A 17,679-nucleotide genomic window follows, 5' to 3' on the forward strand; every position below is an offset into this window, starting at 1 on the left:
TTCAGACCGCTACGGGGTTCGCCTTGTCGACGTTGATCCCGTAGCGACTGATCGCCTCACTGACTTTCTCGCGGCCAATCACTCCGTCGTCCGCCAACGCCTTCAAGGCCGCCAGCACGATGAAGTGCCGGTCCACCTCGAAGAACGCCCGCAAGGTTTCACGGGTATCCGATTGCCCGAAACCATCGGTGCCCAGCGCGACAAACCGGCGATTGTCTACGAAGGGGCGGATCTGGTCGGCGAACAGTTTCATATAATCCGTTGCGACCACTATCGGCCCTGTCTTCGCCTTCAGGCATGCTTGCACGTAGCTCACGCGCGGCTCACTTTCCGGGTGCAGCAAGTTCCAGCGTTCAACCTCATGCCCGTCGCGGCGTAGCTCGGTAAGGCTTGTGACGCTCCAGACATCGCTTTGCACATTGAAGTCGCTGTGGAGCAATTGCGCGGCTGCGATCACTTCTCGCAGGATCGACCCGCTGCCCATCAATTGCACCTGCGCATGCTCTGCGCTGCTCAGCGGATACAAGCCTTTAAGAATGCCGTCTTCCACGCCTTCGGGCATTGCCGGGTGCGGGTAGTTTTCGTTGAGCAGGGTGATGTAGTAGTAAATATCCTCCTGTTCGACATACATGCGTCGCATGCCCTCGCGAATAATTACCGCCAGCTCGTAGGCAAACGTCGGGTCATAGGACACGCAGCATGGAATCACCGACGACAGGATATGACTGTGTCCATCGTCGTGCTGCAAACCTTCGCCCATCAACGTCGTGCGCCCGGCAGTGGCGCCGAGCAGGAAGCCGCGCGCCCGCGCATCGCCTGCCGCCCAGGCCAGGTCGCCGACGCGCTGGAAGCCGAACATCGAGTAGAAAATATAGAACGGCACGGTCATCAAGCCGTGGTTGCTGTAGGACGTACTCGCCGCAATCCACGAGGAAATAGCACCGGACTCATTCAGACCTTCCTGCATGATTTGTCCGTCTTTGCTCTCTTTGTAGTAGCTCAATTGTCCGGCATCTTGCGGGGTGTAGAGCTGGCCGACGGCGGAGTGAATGCCGATCTGACGGAACAGGCTTTCCATGCCGAAGGTGCGCGACTCGTCCGGCACGATAGGCACGATCAATTTGCCCATGTGCGGGTCCTTGAGCAGCGTGCCGAGGATGCGCACAAAGGCCATAGTGGTGGAAATGGCGCGGTCGCCGGTGTCTTTGAGCTGGGTTGAAAAAGCGCTCAGGTCGGGAATTTGCAGCGGTTCCACAGCACTGTGCCGCGCCGGTACGTAACCGCCCAGGGCCTGGCGGCGTGCCGCGAAATAGCGCGCCTCTTCGCTGTCGGCGGCAGGCTTGAGGTAGGGGATTTCGTCGAGCTGGTCGTCGGCCAGGTCCAGGCCGAAACGGTCGCGGAAGGCTTTGACGGCGTCTGCGCCCATCTTTTTGAGCTGATGATTGATGTTCTGGCCTTCACCGGCTTCGCCCATGCCAAAGCCTTTGACGGTTTTCGCCAGGATCACTGTCGGCTGGCCCTTGTGGCGCACGGCGGCGGCGTAGGCGTTGTAGACCTTGTCGGGGTCATGACCACCGCGTGAGAGTTTCCAGATGTCGTCGTCGGACAGGTCCTCTACCAACGCCAGCAACTCGGGGTATTTGCCGAAGAAATGTTCGCGCACATAGGCGCCGTTCTGGGATTTGTAGTTCTGATAGTCGCCGTCCACACACTCCATCATGCGTTGGCGCAGCAGGCCGCTCTGATCCTTTTCCAGCAACGCATCCCAGCCGCCGCCCCAGATCACCTTGATCACGTTCCAGCCGGCGGCGCGGTACAGGCTTTCGAATTCCTGGATCACCTTGGCGTTACCGCGCACCGGGCCGTCCAGACGTTGCAGGTTGCAGTTGACGACGAAGATCAGGTTGTCGAGTTTTTCGCGACCCGCCAGGGAGATGGCCGCCAGGGATTCCGGTTGGTCCATTTCGCCATCACCGAGAAAAGCCCAGACCTTACGGCCCTGGTGTGGTTTCAGGTTGCGAAACTCAAGGTAGCGCATGAAGCGCGCTTGATACGCGGCGGTGATTGGCCCCAGCCCCATGGACACGGTGGGAAATTGCCAGAAATCCGGCATCAGTCGCGGGTGCGGGTAGGACGACAAACCCTCGCCGCCGGCCTCGCGCCGAAAGTTATCCAGCTGAGCTTCGCTGATGCGACCTTCAAGGTAGGCGCGCCCGTAGATGCCCGGGGAAGAGTGGCCCTGGATATACACCAGGTCGCCGTCGAATGTATCGGTGCGCCCACGGAAGAAATGGTCAAAACCTACGTCGTAAAGCACGGCGGCTGACGCATAGGTCGCAATATGCCCACCAACGCCTGAGTGTTTGCCTGCACGCAGCACCATTGCCATGGCATTCCAGCGAATGAACGCATTGGTGCGCCGCTCGATCGCCAGGTTGCCGGGGTAGGGCAGTTGGCGTTCTACCGCAATAGTGTTGATGTAGGGAGTGGTCACCCGCCCGTAAAAGTCACCATGCCGCGCCACGTCGAAATCCAGCAACTGATCAATCAGGTAGTGGGCGCGGGGGCGGCCTTCGGTGGACAGCACCGATTCGATGGACTCCAGCCACTCGCGGGTTTCCTGTGGATCGTCGTCCAGTCTTACTGCGTGGTTCGGGGTCATGTGAGGCTCCAGGGGTAGGCGGATTTCAAGCGGTGACCTCTTTGTGAGAGGAGTGCCAATCTAGTTGCAATTGCAACGACATACCTGAATCTAGCGCGAGATGAGCTACTATTGCAACCTTCTTGAAATTCCCCGGATGGTGTTGCATGTCGTCGAAAGAGCCTGATGTATGGTTCCGTTTTGTCAGGGCCCACAGGACGGTCATCCGTGAAATCGAACGCCGTCTGGCCGAGGCGGACTTGCCGCCTTATGCCTGGTACGACGCCTTATGGGGCCTGGAAAGCGGCCCCGACGGCACGCGCCGCATGCACGAACTGGCCGACGTGCTGGCGATCGAGCGTTACAACCTGACGCGCCTGGTTGACCGCCTGGAAAAGGACGGCCTGGTGGTGCGTTCGCGCTCCGATGGCGATGGCCGTGCGGCATTTGCCTCGATCACCGACGCCGGGCGGGTGTTGCGCAAAAAAATGTGGAAGATTTACGAAAGCACCGTGGACGAGTTGTTTGTGTCGCAGATCGAGCCGGAGCAGCGTCAACTGTTCGCCGATACCCTGGAGCGCGCTGCCGGGTTGGCGATGGAGGCGGGTGTGCAAACCCGAAGCCGGCGCAAAATCTGAGAAACGATAAAAATCCCAATGTGGGAGCTGGCTTGCCTGCGATGGGGGGCTGTCATCCAGCGTACCTGTGCCTGGCCTACCGCTATCGCAGGCAAGCCAGCTCCCACCGTTGTTCGCCTTCCAGTTCAATGAAGGTGGTACCGGCTCATCGCGGATTTCACGTGCTCAGCATCAACCCGCCCCTCATCCGCCAACGCCCTGAGTGCCGACACCACAATCCAGTACCGGCTCGGCGCTGCTGCTTGCACTGACCCCGCTCCCAGGGCGACAAACTGCGCATCCACATACCCCGCGACCTGATCGACAATTGCCTGCGGATACCCGGTGACCGCCACCACCGGCGCAGCATTCCCCGCCAGGCAATCACTTAAATGGCAGCTTCGTTTCGGCGCCAGGGGATGCAAGCGGTTCCAGCGCTCAGCGGCCGCAGCCTCACGGGCGAGGCGTGTGTAGCTGGGGCAACTCCACAGCTGCGCCGTGACCTGCCAGTCCTGCTCCAGCAATTGCGCGGCTTGCACGACTTCCTCAAACGCGCGACCGGCGCCGAGCAAGCGCACTGCGCCGGTGCGGCCTCTTTGGATCGGGTACATGCCCTTGAGCGCGTCCTCCCGATCCTGTGCACTTAAATGCCTTCTGGTGTCCTGATCGTGCAACGCCAGGTAATAAAAACCGGGTTGGCCGTCGACATACAGCGTGCGCAACCCTGCGAGCACAATCGCCCGGGCTTCCGCTGCGCAGGCCGGGTCGTACGGCGTGCAGTGCGGATGGGCTGCCAGCCAAAGCGGCACGCAAGGTTGCGTGCCTTTGGGCCAGGCTGAGGGGTGGTTTTCGATGTCATTGCACAGGATGCCGCGTTGCGCCGTTTCGTCCGAGAGTGCGCACAATTGTGCCGAAGACGCTGCGCTGTGCAGGTACAGCATGGGTTTTTCGGCGGTATTACGTGCGAACCAACTCGGCCAGTTGCCCACCCGGCGAGAACGCGACTGGCCGCGAATCACCCAGGCTTGTCGACTGAACTCCAGGGTGTTGGCCATGGTCATCACCGCGTACAGCGGCGAGCCGTCCGACTGCCCGGCAGTGTTCAAAGCCTCGATACAGAGCTGTGCGGCGTGTGCGGTAGGAGGGGGCATGGCGCGGGTCACCTGGCGACGAATAGCCATACCCTAATGGAAGTGGGTATTTGATTGCAATTGCAATGATTGCAATAGCACCTCAAAGTCCCTGGGCTAAATCAACGCTGCGCGGCTACGTTTAATCTTGAGGTGCAGGAACGTCATGACGCCGACATTTTTTCGTCATCACGGCACTTTAGGCTGGGTTTGCAGGTCATTTATTTGCAACCGCTTTTAATCAATAAGGAGTCCACCATGGACGATTACCAGGAAGAACTGCTGGAGTACCACGCGTTTGAAATGGATCCACTGGATCCGGTTGATGACGCCACCGAGCTGTAACACCGACTTCAGGCGGAATGCCGCTGACTGCGGCGAAATTCCCCTGGGGTCTGGTTGTTCCATCGCCTGAACGCCCGTTGAAAGGCTTGGGCTGAGGCAAAACCGAGCAAGTAGGCGATCTCGCCGAACGCCAGTTCCGTGTCGCGAATGTAGGTCATGGCCAAATCGCGGCGGGTATCGTTGAGAATCGCGCGAAACTGCGTGCCTTCGTCGGCCAGTTTGCGGCGCAGCGTCCAGGTTGGCAGCTTCAAGCGTGCCGCCACTTCTTCCAGGTCGGGTTCCCGGCCGCCATTGAGCATCGGCCCGAGTAACCGGGTAATGCGCTCGCGCAGGCTGCGGGTGCGGGTCAACTGCTCCAACTCCCTTTCACACAGCTGCAACAGCAGGTTCCAGGTACTTGGGCAGTGCTGCGGGTTGCGCAGGGCCAGCGTGGATTTGTTCAGGCGCAGTTGGTTGGCGTCAGCGCCGAAGTGCACCGGGCTGTCGCCGAGCGCGCTGTAGTGTTCGCTGTAGTCAGGCGCGTCAAACTCGATCTCGATGCGCTGCGCCTGCACCGGTTGCCGGGCGAGGCTTGAGAGCTGGTGCAGCCAGCCGGCGATAATCGAGTCCACCACAAAACGGTTGTAGGCGTTGTAGGGGCTGATGGAATAGAAGCGCAGCCACGCGCCTTCGGCGTCCTCATGAAAGCTCGACTGGCCGCGATAGTTGGAGCCGTACAAGGCTTCGAAGCGCGTCAGTGCGCGCGCGGCTTCGCGCACGTTCGGCGCTTGCGCGGCGGTCACGCCGGCCAGCCCAGCCTGGCTCAAGCGGCTGAGCTGGCCCATGCGCAAACCCAGGCTTGGGTCGCCGGTCAGCTGGATCGCCGCGTGGCCCAGGCGCATATAGCGCGGGATCGACAAGCGTGCACCGGCTTCGGCGAGGCGCTCCGGGTCCAGGCCGTATTGCCGCAGCAGCGGCTGCGGGTCCAGGCCATGACTGTGAATCGCATCGGCCAGGGCCTGCACGAAGCCCACCGACAAATCCCCCAGACGCACCGGTTTCAAAGCGCTACAGCCAGATATTCAGCAGACGCGCGCCATGCTCATCGCTGCCAGCGGTGACCTGCCCGTTGTTGCTGAGGAAGCTTTGCCCGGCAGTGCCCAGGTCCCAGAATTGCCCGCGCAGGAACACGCTCATGCCGGCACTCGCCTGGCTGATCGGCTGTTGGCTGATCAGGGTGAGGCGACGCCAGGCTTCGCCCTCGCTGAGTTCTTCGGGCTTGAGGCTGATTTCAGTGGGCGTGGACACGCTTTTGAAGCCGCGCCATGGGCGTTCCCACGTGTCGCGACCGGTCACAAACGCAGGCACCGCCACCAGTTGCGCGCCTCTCTCGTTGAGTTTGCGGTAGTTGTCCGGGTACCAGCTGTCACTGCCGATCAGGATGCCCAGGCGCCCGGCAGGGGTATCGACCACGCTGATGAGGTTTTCATCGCCCGGCTCGATAAAGCCGCGCTCATCGTAGATCGGGTAAAACTGACGCTGTGGCTGGCCCACTGGCAAACCATCGGCGCCAAACACTACGCTGGCGTTGTACAGCGGGCCACGGCCGACCTGCAATTGCCCTTCGCTCACGCTGGGGTCGGGCAGGGCGATGGAGCCTGCCACCAGGGTCACGCCAAATTCCTTGGCCAGGCCGCCGAACAGCGCCTGATAGTCGCGGGCCATGGCCGGGGCTTTCATGCGCAGGTAGGCGTCGTCCATGCGGTTTTCACCGGTGGCGCTGAGCCATGCCCGAGCAAACAAAAACGGATTACTCGCCGACAGCCAGTTCATTGCATCCTTGAGATGGATGGACTGATACAGCTCGTTTTTCTCGCCGCTGAGCATCAGCCAGGTGCCGATATGTTCCGGCAGCACGACGACGGTCTTGCTGTTGATCAAACCCTCTTCGCGGGCTTTTTGCAGGTAAGCCGCAAGCTTCAGGTGCAGGCGTTCCAGGCTCTGGTAGTCGGCCGGGAACAGCTCCGGCTGGATGCCCAGCAAGTTACCGCGATCGGAAGGTACGCCTTCATTGACGGCCAGGGTAATACGCAGGTCCGACAGGTAATGCGCCACAGGGCGCTCCTGGGTCCAGACCAGATACGCGGCGACGGCGGCAACCAGGGCCAGGGTGAACGCTAAAGCAAAAAGTTTACGCATGGGGAGCAAAAAAAGGACCAATAGGCGGGTGTGTAAATTCGGTTGAACTGCGGTCGAGGATACACAGAGTCAGTGGGTTACAGAAATTATTGGGCCAACGCAGCGGCTTTTCACCTCAGTGAGACGCCCGCTGCTTGCGGCGCACGGCTCTTGGAGCGCTATCCCCTGGCTTGGTTCCTGTCGCGTTCGGCCCGCGTGCTGCTACTGATCAAGACGCTAGCAGTTGCGTTTGCGACTGGGCCTCGCCGGGATGGCCTGTCTCAATCCACGCCTGAAGGTCCTTGGGCGAGAGCGACTTTGAAAAGAAGTATCCCTGGCCTTGATGGCATTGCCAGGCACGCAACAGTTCGAACTGCGACAGGGTTTCTATGCCCTCTGCAACCACTGTCAAATCCAGGCTGCGCGCCAGGCTGATAATGCCTCGTACGATATGCCAGTTGCTGTTGTCGGGTTGCAGGTCGGTTAACAGCGAACGGTCCAGCTTGACCATTTTTGCCGGTATGTCTCGCAGGTACTTCCAATTGCTATAGCCGCTTCCAAAGTCGTCAATCGCTATGGCAATGCCCAGCAGGTGCAGGCGCTTCAATTGGTGCTGCACCGCCTCAAAGTCAGTCACCAAAACGCTTTCGGTGAACTCCAGCTCCAGGCAGTGTGGCGGCAAGTCAAACTCACTCAAGGCGTGCTTCACCTGATCATAAAGTCGACCATCGGTGAGGTCTATTGCCGAAATGTTGAGTGAGACGGTCAGTTCAAGCCCCTGGTTGCGCCACGCGGCAATCTGTTTACAGACGTTTTGCACTACCCAGCTGGTAATGTGCCTGATCGCGGCAGTGGTCTCCGCCAGGCCGATAAATTCAGCTGGCCCTATTTCGCCCAGCGTCGGGTGCTTCCAGCGTAGAAGCGCCTCCACAGCGAAGCACCGGTTGTCGGCGAGATTGACCCGGGGCTGGTATTCCATTCGCAACTGGTCAGGTGAGCGCAGTGCCGACTCGATAGCGTGAAGCAACATCGCACTGCGTTGCGAGCGGGCGTCGACGCTGGGGTCGTAATACAACCAGCGGTGTTCGGAGCGGCGGGCGGTTTCGGTGACGCTGGCCATCAACCTCAGGTTATCGACAGGCGTCAGGGCGTTCGGGCCTAACTTCAGCACGCCGATACCGACATCGGCGAAGACCGGGATACTCTTGAAATGCACCGGTTGAGCAAGGGCATTGCTGATCGCTTTGATCAGCACCGGCAACTGTATGCGAGGACCATCCTCAACCAACACGGCGAAGCTCATCGTGCTGGCTCGATACAGATGCGCACCTTCTGGCAGTACGGCAGTGAGCAAATTTTTCATGCCCAGCATGAACTCAACGAAGCAGTCTAATCCCAGCGCTTTCACCAACCTGTCCATGCCCGCAGCGGTCAGCGGTTCAATCAATATTGCCCAACGATGAGGCAGTTGAGCCGCGCCTCTGGCGACGTCTTGCTCAAAACACAGGCGATTGGGCAACCCCGTCAACGAGTCGAAAAAGTGCTTCTGATGAATGGATTCCAGGCGTGCAACGACGATAGCGGCAGCATTGTGCAGAAAGGTTTTGTCTTGCTCGCTCATGGGCGCGCGTTGTTTTTGGTCGATGACGCACAGTGCGCCTAACGCGCGGTTGCGTGCCGTTACCAGGGGCACACCCGCGTAATACCGAATAAACGGTGTGCCGGTGACCATGGGGTTATCGACAAACCGGACATCCGTAGCGGTGTCGTGGACCTCCAGCAAGCCTTCGGTGAGCAGGCAATGGACACAGAATGACTCGGTCAGCGTCATGCTCTGAACATCGAAGCCGACCTTGGCCTTGAACGTCAAGACGCCATCATTGACCGCGCTGACCACCGCAATGGGAGCACCGAAGTGCGCGGATATCATGGCGACCACGCTGTTCAACACCTCATCGGCGTCGCAGTCGATATGCGCGGTCAGCCGCTGCACTTCGGCCTGTTGCATCAGTTCGGTGAACGCTGAAAAGGAAGTTGGCATTTAAAATCCTGCAATGATCGACCAGGTGACGCCTGCGGGTGAGCCGTCCACGCGACGAGGGGTTAATAGATGGCCGTGTGTTGTAAGGATCTCAAGGTGACGGAGAGCGACTTGAGGCTGTTGGCAATCGACCGGCAGATGTTATCCAGCCCGGCAATCAACTTATCGACCGCCACAAAAACACACTCGGACGAAGGCGAAGGCTCAAACTCGGCCTTTGCCGCGATAACGTCATCGCGAATGCTATCGAGTTGAACCCCCGCAATGGCCAAGCGTTTAATCAGGTCTGTGTTGAACGTGGCAATCACGGTGTGCAGGTCATTGATGGGAAAGATCAACAGGTCTGGGTGAGCCGTCCGTGCCTGTTGGGTTTCGATGCGTACCTGGAAGCCCGCCACCTCTGCATTCACTTCACAGAGCCGGCTGACGATTGACTGCACATCGCCCAGAACGGCGTTTACCCGCGACTCTACAGAGCAAACAAAGCTGTTCAGTTGTTGCATGAAGGCGCACCTCGGAGTAGCTGTTTTTGTCAGTTAAAAATTGCCGCTGGCCGGCCACCGATTCCGCTGGGGGCGGCGGTTGATGCCAGAATGATGGCGCTGCGTCTATTAATGAAGTCAGCAAAATGTATGGCTGCGATAGGCGCATTAAATGATTGCGCGCTAAATAAAATTCGGGCGGTTAATCTGGATGCGCAGCGGCGCTGTACATTTAGGTTAATAACTTGTGAGTTTCAGTCATTGAGCGGTCGTCCATCGGCTCTTAGTCTGTGGGACATAAACCGATGGCGGGCCATTCGAGCCTTCCACGTCCCGTGATGATCCGTTGTGGAGCTGTACCATGACCGCTGCTGCCTACCCGCACCTGCTGGCCCCGTTGGACCTGGGTTTTACCACCCTGCGTAACCGCACCCTGATGGGGTCGATGCACACCGGCCTTGAAGAAAAACCCGGCGGTTTCGAGCGCATGGCGGCGTATTTTGCCGAGCGCGCCCGTGGCGGCGTGGGCCTGATGGTCACCGGCGGTATTGGCCCGAACGATGAGGGCGGGGTGTACGCCGGTGCGGCCAAGCTGACCACCGAAGAAGAAGCGCAAAAGCACAAGATCGTGACCCAGGCCGTGCACGCGGCGGGCGGCAAGATCTGCATGCAAATCCTCCACGCCGGGCGTTATGCCTATAGCCCCAAGCAGGTCGCACCGAGCGCAATTCAGGCGCCGATCAACCCGTTCAAGCCCAAGGCGTTGGACGAGGAGGGGATCGAGAAGCAGATCCAGGATTTCGTCACCTGCTCGCTGCTGGCCCAGGTCGCCGAATACGACGGCGTGGAAATCATGGGCTCGGAAGGCTATTTCATTAACCAGTTCCTCGCCGCGCACACCAACCATCGCACCGACCGTTGGGGCGGCAGCTACGAAAACCGTATGCGCCTGGCCGTGGAAATCGTCAGCCGTGTGCGCGACGCCGTTGGCCCGAACTTCATCATCATCTTCCGCCTGTCGATGCTCGACCTGGTGGAAGGCGGCAGCACCTGGGAAGAAATCGTGCAGTTGGCCAAAGCCATCGAAAAGGCCGGTGCGACGATCATTAACACCGGCATCGGCTGGCACGAAGCGCGTATCCCGACCATCGCCACCAAGGTGCCGCGTGCCGCGTTCAGCAAAGTCACCGCCAAGCTGCGTGGCGCGGTGCAGATTCCGCTGATCACCACCAACCGTATCAACACCCCGGAAATTGCCGAGCAGATCCTCGCCGAAGGCGATGCCGACATGGTCTCGATGGCGCGGCCGTTCCTCGCCGACCCGGATTTCGTCAACAAGGCCGCCGCCGGGCGTGCCGATGAAATCAACACCTGCATCGGTTGCAACCAGGCCTGCCTGGACCACACCTTTGGCGGCAAGCTCACCACCTGCCTGGTCAACCCGCGAGCGTGCTACGAGACCGAGCTCAACTACTTGCCGGTCAAACAGATCAAAAAAATCGCCGTGGTCGGTGCCGGGCCTGCGGGCCTGGCGGCTGCCACCGTGGCGGCTGAGCGCGGCCATCAGGTGACGTTGTTCGATTCGGCCAGCGAGATCGGCGGCCAGTTCAATATCGCCAAGCGCGTGCCGGGCAAGGAAGAGTTTTTTGAAACCCTGCGTTACTTCAACCGCAAATTGCAGACCACCCACGTCGAGCTGTGCCTCAACACGCGGGTGGATGTGGAGCAACTCAAGGCCGGCGGTTATGACGAGATCATCCTCGCCACGGGGATCGCGCCGCGCACGCCGGCGATTCCGGGCGTCGAGAACGCCAAGGTGTTGAGCTACCTGGACGTGATCCTGGAGCGCAAGCCGGTGGGCAAGCGCGTGGCCGTGATCGGCGCCGGCGGTATCGGCTTCGACGTGTCGGAGTTCCTTGTGCATCAGGGCGTGTCCACCAGCCTGGACCGTGACGCGTTCTGGAAGGAGTGGGGCATCGATACCCAATTGGAAGCGCGTGGCGGTGTCGCCGGTATCCAGCCGCAGCCCCACGCCCCGGCGCGTGAGGTGTTCCTGCTGCAACGCAAGGCTTCCAAGGTCGGCGACGGCCTGGGCAAGACCACCGGCTGGATCCACCGTACCGGCTTGAAAAACAAACAGGTGCAGATGCTCAACAGCGTCGAATACCTGAAAATTGACGACGAAGGCCTGCACATTCGCATCGGTGCCGAAGGCGAACCGCAACTGCTGGCGGTGGACAACATCGTCATTTGCGCCGGCCAGGACCCGTTGCGCGAACTGCAGGACGGCCTGCTCGCCGCCGGCCAGAACGTGCACCTGATCGGCGGCGCCGACGTGGCGGCCGAACTGGACGCCAAGCGCGCGATCAACCAGGGCTCGCGCCTGGCCGCCGAGCTGTAAAACCCAGCTCTTTAAGGTCTATAGGTAGAACAGGCGATAGTACCTGTGGCGAGCGGGCTTGCCCCGCGTTGGGCTGCGAAGCAGCCCCAAAACCAGCGCCCGAGGAGTATCTGACTCATCGCATTTTTCCGGTTTAGGGCCGCTTCGCAGCCCAACGCGGGCAAGCCCGCTCGCCACAGGGATAGTGTTCGCCGGTAGATTCCAAAGACCTTGAAAGCGCCGAGCTGTAAGACCCAAAAAGGGGCGGTGGTAGACTACCGCCCCTTTTCTCATTCAGATGCTCCCGATGGGTCCTTTCGACTGGCTTCCCCACGCGCCCCTTGAACCCTTGCCGCTGGATTGGCTCAAGGGCGTCGAGCTGGCCGTGTTACGCCTGGACCGCATCGACCCGCTGATCAGCGGCAACAAATGGTTCAAGCTCACCGGGCACCTGGCGTGCGCGCAAGCTGCCCGCGGCATCATCAGCCTGGGCGGCGCTTACTCCAACCATCTGCACGCAGTGGCGGCGGCGGGTAAACGCTTTGGTTTTCCCACCGTTGGCCTGTTGCGCGGCCATCCGCAAGACACTCCCACCGTTCTCGACTTGAAAGCGTTCGGCATGCAGCTGCACTGGCTCGGCTACGGCGGCTATCGCGCGCGCCATGAGCCGGATTTCTGGCTGCCGTGGCGTGAGCTGTACCCCGAACTGCACCCGGTGCCCGAGGGCGGTGGTGGTATTGCAGGCGCGACGGGCTGTGCGGTGTTGGTCGAGCAGGTTCGCGCGCAGTTAAGCGCACTGGGCTGGGACGATTACGACGCGTGGTGGTTGGCAGCGGGCACCGGCACCACACTGGCGGGTTTGGTGATGGCAGAGGCGGGCGCGCATCACGTCTACGGCGCCATGGCGGTGCCGGATGATCACGGCGTGGCGCAGAACGTCGAGGCCATCGTGAGCAGCGGTTACGAATTGCTCGACGCCAGCCGAGGCGGCTTTGCCAAAGTAGATCCGCAGCTACTCGACTTTATCGACACCACGCAACGTGCCTGCGGTTTGCCGCTGGAGCCGCTGTACACCGGCAAAGCGCTGCTGGCGCTCAAACAACACATCGACGCCGGACGCTTCGCCCCCGGCACCCGCCTGATCTTCGTCCACACCGGCGGCCTGCAGGGCCGCCGAGGCTTCACCGCCTAGCACACAACCTTGTGGGAGCGGGCTTGCTCGCGAAGGGGCCGGGTCATTTGGCAGATTTGCTGACTGACCCACCACTATCACGAGCAAACCTACCCGGCATCATCCGCAACGCGGTGTTATCCCGCAGGACGTAATGGTGGGCAATCCCCGCCAACGCATGCAACCCGATCAGCCAATAACCGACCTTACCGAACCATACATGCCAACCCTCGATCTGCTTGGCCAGCTCCTTATTCTCGCCAATCAACGGCGGCAATTCCATTCCGTAGAACATCACCGAATGCCCCTCGGCACTGACAATCAGCCAACCCGCAATCGGCATGCCGATCATCAACGCATACAGCGCGAAGTGCATCAGCGTGGCCAGCAGGCGTTGCCATTGCGGTGGTGCGGGCACTATCTTCGGCGCAACCCCCAGGCTGCGCGCAAACAAACGCAACCACACCAGCACAAACACGGTAAGGCCAAACATGAAGTGCATTTCGACGATCAACGTGCGCCCGCCACTGCCTTTGGGGAATTGGCCGCGTAGTTCAATGCAGGCGTAAACCACCGCCAGCAACACCACCATCAACCAGTGCAGCGTTATCGACACGGTGCTGTAGCGTGTATCGGAGTTTTTCCACGGCATCGTTGGGTTCCTCACTCATCAGGGCATACCTCCATTCTTTTGACGGAGTGCGTTAACTGTATGCCGGTTTTGAGTGGCTCGCCTGGCGCAAATGCGCTTGTTTTGACCTCAGTCAGTGGCTTTGTGGCATTTCACCGCGTGCCAGGCGACTGTTGATGTCGGTGATGACCGCAGGCAGGTCGTTGATCGTGTCGATCAGGTAGTGCGGGCGCGAGCCTTCGAACAGGGCCTCGATGCGTTTGCGTTCGCTGGCCAGTGTGGCGGCGTCGAGGGCGCGGAACTGCTCGTAGGTCAGGCCCAGGGCGTTGCCGGAACAGGTCAGCGCCACCGTCCACATGCCGGCGCGACGGCCTTCGAGAATGCCCGGCACGGTGTCGTCTACTTTCACGCACGCCGCCACATCATCAATACCCAGGGCAATCACGTTGGCCAGGGCCTGGGCTGGCCACGGGCGGCCATTTGGCACTTCGTCGGTGGCGACCACGTGGTCGGCGATGTAGCCGTTGGTGGCCGCCAGCGCGACGACCTTGTCCATGACTTGCTTGGGGTAGCCGGAGCAGGAACCGACCTTGATGCCTTGCACGCGCAGACGGGCGATGGTGTCCAGCGCGCCGGGGATCAGCGCCGAGTGCTCGGCGATCTTCTCGATTTGCAGCGGCATGAAGCGCTGGTAGATGGCGGTCACGTCGTCATCGGTCGGCGTGCGGCCGAAGGCCTTGCGGTAGCGCTCGGCCACTTGCGGTTGGTCGCACAGGGTGCGGATATGGTCCCACTTGCCCATGCCCATCGGGCCACGGGCTTCTTCGATGGACACTTGCACGTCGAACTCGGCAAAGGCTTCGACAAAAATCTGGGTGGGGGCGAAGGAGCCGAAGTCGACCACGGTGCCGGCCCAGTCGAGGATGACGGCCTGGAGGGTGTTGGGGTTTTGATAGTTCATGGCTTGGATCCTGTGGGTAATAGGGGAATCAGATGTCCAACACTTCCATTTCTTGCAGCACTTGCCCGATGGCCGTCACTGCCGCCCGCATCTCGGCCGCGTTGATGTGGCCTATACAGCCCACGCGAAAGGTCTCCACGTGGGTCAATTTGCCCGGGTACAGAATGAAACCCTTGGCCTTGACCCGTTCGTAGAATTCCTTGAACTGGTAGCGCGGGTCTTTGGGGGCGTGGAAGGTGACGATGATCGGCGCCTGGATCGCTGCCGGCAGAAAGCTGCGCAGGCCCAGCTCGGCCATGCCGTCCAGCAGCAGCTGGCAGTTGCTCGCATAACGCTGATGACGCGCCGCCAGGCCGCCTTCTTCAGCGTATTGCAGCAGCGCTTCGTGCAGGGCCGCGAGCACGTGGGTCGGCGGCGTGAAGCGCCACTGGCCGGTCTTGGCCATGTAACTGTGCTGGTCGAACAGGTCCATCGCCAGGGAATGGCTGTTGCCTTGGGCGGCGGCCAGCGCGTGTTTGTCGGTGAACACAAAGCCCATGCCCGGCACGCCTTCAAGGCATTTGCCCGAGGCGGCGATCAGCGCGTCGAACGGCACTTCGCGGGCATCAATCGGCAACGCGCCAAAGGAACTCATGGCGTCGATGATCAGGCGTTTGCCGTGGTTCTTTACGACCTGGGCGATTTCCGGCAGCGGGTTGAGAATGCCCGTGCTGGTTTCGCAGTGAATCAGCGCGACGTGGGTGATGGCTTTGTCTGCGTGCAGCAGGCGGTCCACATCAGCGGCGGTGGTCGGTTGGTCTTCGGCGGTTTCAAAGGTGCTGAACTCGCGGCCCAGCACTTCGCAAATCTTCGCCAGGCGCTTGCCGTAGGCGCCGTTGATCAGCACCAGCACCTTGCCGTTACGCGGCACGAGTGTGCCGATGGCCGCTTCCACGGCGAAGGTGCCACTGCCTTGCAATGGCACGCAGTGGTGGCTTTCGGCGGCGTCGAGAATCGCCAGCAACTGCGCGCAGGCGCTGGCGGTCAGCTGGTTGAAACGGTCATCCCATGAACCCCAATCGACCATCATTGCCTGGCGTGTGCGGTTCGATGTGGTCAGGGGGCCAGGCGTCAGCAGGATGGGCGCGGCAGTGTTCATTTGAAAGTCTCGCTAGGCATTGGGGTTGAAGCTACGGCGCCTAAATTGCAGTTTGGCTTGTCATCAATCAAATTGTTTGTTGTTATGCGAGCTATCAGTGAGACCGATAGCTATGAATCTGTTCCAACTGCGCGCATTCGATGCCGTGGCCCGTGAGGGCAGTTTTACCCGCGCGGCGGCTCGGTTGTTTATCAGCCAGCCTGCGGTGACCGGGCACATCAAGGCCCTGGAAGAGCACTACCAGATCCCCTTGTTGCGCCGCACCGCGCGGCGGGTGGAGTTGACCGAAGAGGGCGCGCGCCTGGCTGCCATCACCCGGGCAATTTTCGGCCTGGTAGACGAGGCGCAGACCCTGCTGGAGGCCAACCGTCAGTTGGTCACCGGGCGCCTTGAAGTGGCCGCCGATGGGCCGCACCTGGTGATGCCGATGATCGCCAGCCTGCGCGCGCGCTACCCAGGCATCACCGTGAACCTGCGCTTGGGCAATGCCCAGGAAACCCTGGCGGCATTGTTGTCCGAACATGCGGACGTGGCGGTGTTGACCGAGGTCGAACCGCGCAATGGCCTGCACCTGCAACCTTTGGTTGAGTCGCGGATTTGCGCGCTGGTACCGGCGGGCCACCCCTGGCTGGCTGACCCGCAAGGCATCCGCCTTGAACAGTTGCACGAGGTGATTATGGTGCTGCGCGAGCCCAGTTCGATTACCCGCCGCACCTTTGACGACGCCTGCCTCAGCGCGGGCGTGCAGCCCAAGGTGTTGCTGGAACTGGACAGCCGCGAGGCGGTGACCGAAGCCGTCGCGGCGCAACTGGGGGTGGGCGTGGTGTCATCGATGGAGGTTGGCCGCGACCCGCGTGTGCAGGCCATTGCCTTGCGGGGCGATGGGCTGGTCAACCGGCACATGCTCGGCTGCATGGAGCGACGCCGCTCGTTGCGCCTGATTCAGGCGTTTTTCGAGTTGGCGTCTTGACGGTTTTTAGCTGGAACGATTTTTTTTTGCCCTATAAACTCTGCCCCCAAAGCGCCGGCCAGTAGACGTCTCGGCGCGAGGGACGAGAAGAGAGTGAGTCATGGGCGCACAGTGGAAAGTTAAACATAAAGAAGCGGCATCCAATGCCAAGGGCAAAATCTTCGGCAAGCTGGTAAAGGAAATCACCATTGCTGCCCGCAACGGTGCCGACGTCGCGACCAACGCTCACCTGCGTCTGGTGGTGGAGCAGGCCAAAAAGGCCTCAATGCCCAAGGAAACCCTGGACCGCGCCATCAAGAAAGGCGCCGGCCTGCTGGGTGAAACCGTGCAGTACCACCGCGTGACCTACGAAGGGTTCGCCCCGCACCAGGTGCCGTTGATCGTTGAGTGCGTGACCGACAACATCAACCGCACCGTGGCGGAAATCCGTGTGGCGTTCCGCAAGGGTCAACTGGGCGCTTCGGGCTCGGTGTCCTGGGACTTCAACCATGTGGGGTTGATCGAAGCCTCGCCGCAGACGCCGGACGCTGATGCAGAAATGGCCGCTATCGAAGCCGGTGCGCAGGATTTTGAAGACGGCGAAGAAGAGGACACAACCCTGTTCATCACCGAGACCACCGACCTGGATGCCGTGCAAAAAGCGCTGCCGGATCAGGGCTTCACCGTGTTGTCGGCCAAGCTGGGTTATATCGCGAAGAACCCGGTGAGTGGTTTGACCGATGAGCAGATGGCTGAAGTTGAGGCCTTTCTGGAAGGTCTGGACAACCATGATGACGTGCAGGACATGTTCGTCGGTCTGGCTGGCTGATTTCCACCTGCAAAAACACTTTCAAAATGTGGGAGCGGGGGGGGGGGGGGGGGGGGGGGGGGGGGGGCGGGGGGGTGTTAAAGGGGGGAGGACAGGCCGCCGGCCCGCCCCCCCCACAATCCCCTAGTGGGGGGGGGGGGGGACGCGGCCGCCTCGTCCCCTCCCCCCTTCCCCCCCCCCCCCCCCCCCCCCCCCCCCCCCCCCCCC

At 61.0% G+C, this 17,679-nt stretch carries 14 protein-coding genes; 5 read left to right on the forward strand and 9 right to left on the reverse strand.

The window, feature by feature from the left end:
- Position 1: 1 nt before the first annotated feature.
- Complete coding sequence (gene aceE / locus Q7C20_RS07810; RefSeq protein WP_375066642.1) at positions 2-2,662, reverse strand: pyruvate dehydrogenase (acetyl-transferring), homodimeric type; 2,661 nt, start codon at positions 2,660-2,662, stop codon at positions 2-4.
- A 146-nt stretch (positions 2,663-2,808) separates the two neighbouring features.
- Here aceE and Q7C20_RS07815 point away from each other — a divergent pair, with 146 nt between their 5' ends.
- Complete coding sequence (locus tag Q7C20_RS07815; protein ID WP_375066643.1) at positions 2,809-3,279, forward strand: MarR family winged helix-turn-helix transcriptional regulator; 471 nt, start codon at positions 2,809-2,811, stop codon at positions 3,277-3,279.
- A 125-nt stretch (positions 3,280-3,404) separates the two neighbouring features.
- Here Q7C20_RS07815 and Q7C20_RS07820 read toward each other — a convergent pair whose 3' ends face one another.
- The 5 genes from Q7C20_RS07820 to Q7C20_RS07840 form a co-directional block, all read right to left on the reverse strand.
- Entirely contained in the window at positions 3,405-4,409 is a 1,005-nt protein-coding gene (locus tag Q7C20_RS07820) for a pyruvate dehydrogenase (protein ID WP_375066644.1), read from the reverse strand.
- Positions 4,410-4,741: 332 nt separating this feature from the next.
- A complete protein-coding gene (locus tag Q7C20_RS07825; RefSeq protein ID WP_375066645.1) occupies positions 4,742-5,776 on the reverse strand; it encodes an AraC family transcriptional regulator in 1,035 nt (344 codons plus the stop codon).
- Between the two features lie 4 nt (positions 5,777-5,780).
- The gene (locus tag Q7C20_RS07830; RefSeq protein ID WP_375066646.1) at positions 5,781-6,911 is read right to left on the reverse strand and encodes a carbon-nitrogen hydrolase family protein; all 1,131 of its coding nucleotides are present in this window, start codon (positions 6,909-6,911) and stop codon (positions 5,781-5,783) included.
- 208 nt (positions 6,912-7,119) lie between these two features.
- A complete protein-coding gene (locus Q7C20_RS07835; RefSeq protein ID WP_375066647.1) occupies positions 7,120-8,931 on the reverse strand; it encodes an EAL domain-containing protein in 1,812 nt (603 codons plus the stop codon).
- A gap of 62 nt (positions 8,932-8,993) precedes the next feature.
- Positions 8,994-9,434: a hypothetical protein gene (locus tag Q7C20_RS07840; protein ID WP_375066648.1), complete on the reverse strand. Its 441-nt coding sequence runs from the start codon at positions 9,432-9,434 to the stop codon at positions 8,994-8,996.
- A gap of 340 nt (positions 9,435-9,774) precedes the next feature.
- Between Q7C20_RS07840 and Q7C20_RS07845 the strand changes: the two genes are divergently transcribed.
- Entirely contained in the window at positions 9,775-11,814 is a 2,040-nt protein-coding gene (locus tag Q7C20_RS07845) for an FAD-dependent oxidoreductase (protein WP_375066649.1), read from the forward strand.
- 286 nt (positions 11,815-12,100) lie between these two features.
- Positions 12,101-12,985, forward strand: a complete 885-nt coding sequence (locus tag Q7C20_RS07850) for a 1-aminocyclopropane-1-carboxylate deaminase/D-cysteine desulfhydrase (protein ID WP_375066650.1) — start codon at positions 12,101-12,103, stop codon at positions 12,983-12,985.
- Between the two features lie 43 nt (positions 12,986-13,028).
- Here Q7C20_RS07850 and Q7C20_RS07855 read toward each other — a convergent pair whose 3' ends face one another.
- The 3 genes from Q7C20_RS07855 to Q7C20_RS07865 all read right to left on the reverse strand — a co-directional run bounded on the left by Q7C20_RS07855 (position 13,029) and on the right by Q7C20_RS07865 (position 15,694).
- A complete protein-coding gene (locus Q7C20_RS07855; RefSeq protein ID WP_348057127.1) occupies positions 13,029-13,616 on the reverse strand; it encodes a cytochrome b in 588 nt (195 codons plus the stop codon).
- Between the two features lie 112 nt (positions 13,617-13,728).
- Positions 13,729-14,556, reverse strand: coding sequence for a phosphonoacetaldehyde hydrolase (gene phnX / locus Q7C20_RS07860; RefSeq protein WP_375066651.1), 828 nt, complete (start codon positions 14,554-14,556; stop codon positions 13,729-13,731).
- Positions 14,557-14,584: 28 nt separating this feature from the next.
- Positions 14,585-15,694: a 2-aminoethylphosphonate--pyruvate transaminase gene (locus Q7C20_RS07865; RefSeq protein ID WP_375066652.1), complete on the reverse strand. Its 1,110-nt coding sequence runs from the start codon at positions 15,692-15,694 to the stop codon at positions 14,585-14,587.
- 112 nt (positions 15,695-15,806) lie between these two features.
- Between Q7C20_RS07865 and Q7C20_RS07870 the strand changes: the two genes are divergently transcribed.
- The gene (locus tag Q7C20_RS07870; RefSeq protein WP_375066653.1) at positions 15,807-16,664 is read left to right on the forward strand and encodes a LysR substrate-binding domain-containing protein; all 858 of its coding nucleotides are present in this window, start codon (positions 15,807-15,809) and stop codon (positions 16,662-16,664) included.
- Positions 16,665-16,764: 100 nt separating this feature from the next.
- Positions 16,765-17,472, forward strand: a complete 708-nt coding sequence (locus Q7C20_RS07875) for a YebC/PmpR family DNA-binding transcriptional regulator (protein WP_375066654.1) — start codon at positions 16,765-16,767, stop codon at positions 17,470-17,472.
- Positions 17,473-17,679 lie beyond the last annotated feature (207 nt).

The sequence above is a fragment of the Pseudomonas sp. AMR01 genome, assembly GCF_041946035.1.
Lineage (GTDB): Bacteria > Pseudomonadota > Gammaproteobacteria > Pseudomonadales > Pseudomonadaceae > Aquipseudomonas > Aquipseudomonas antarctica_B.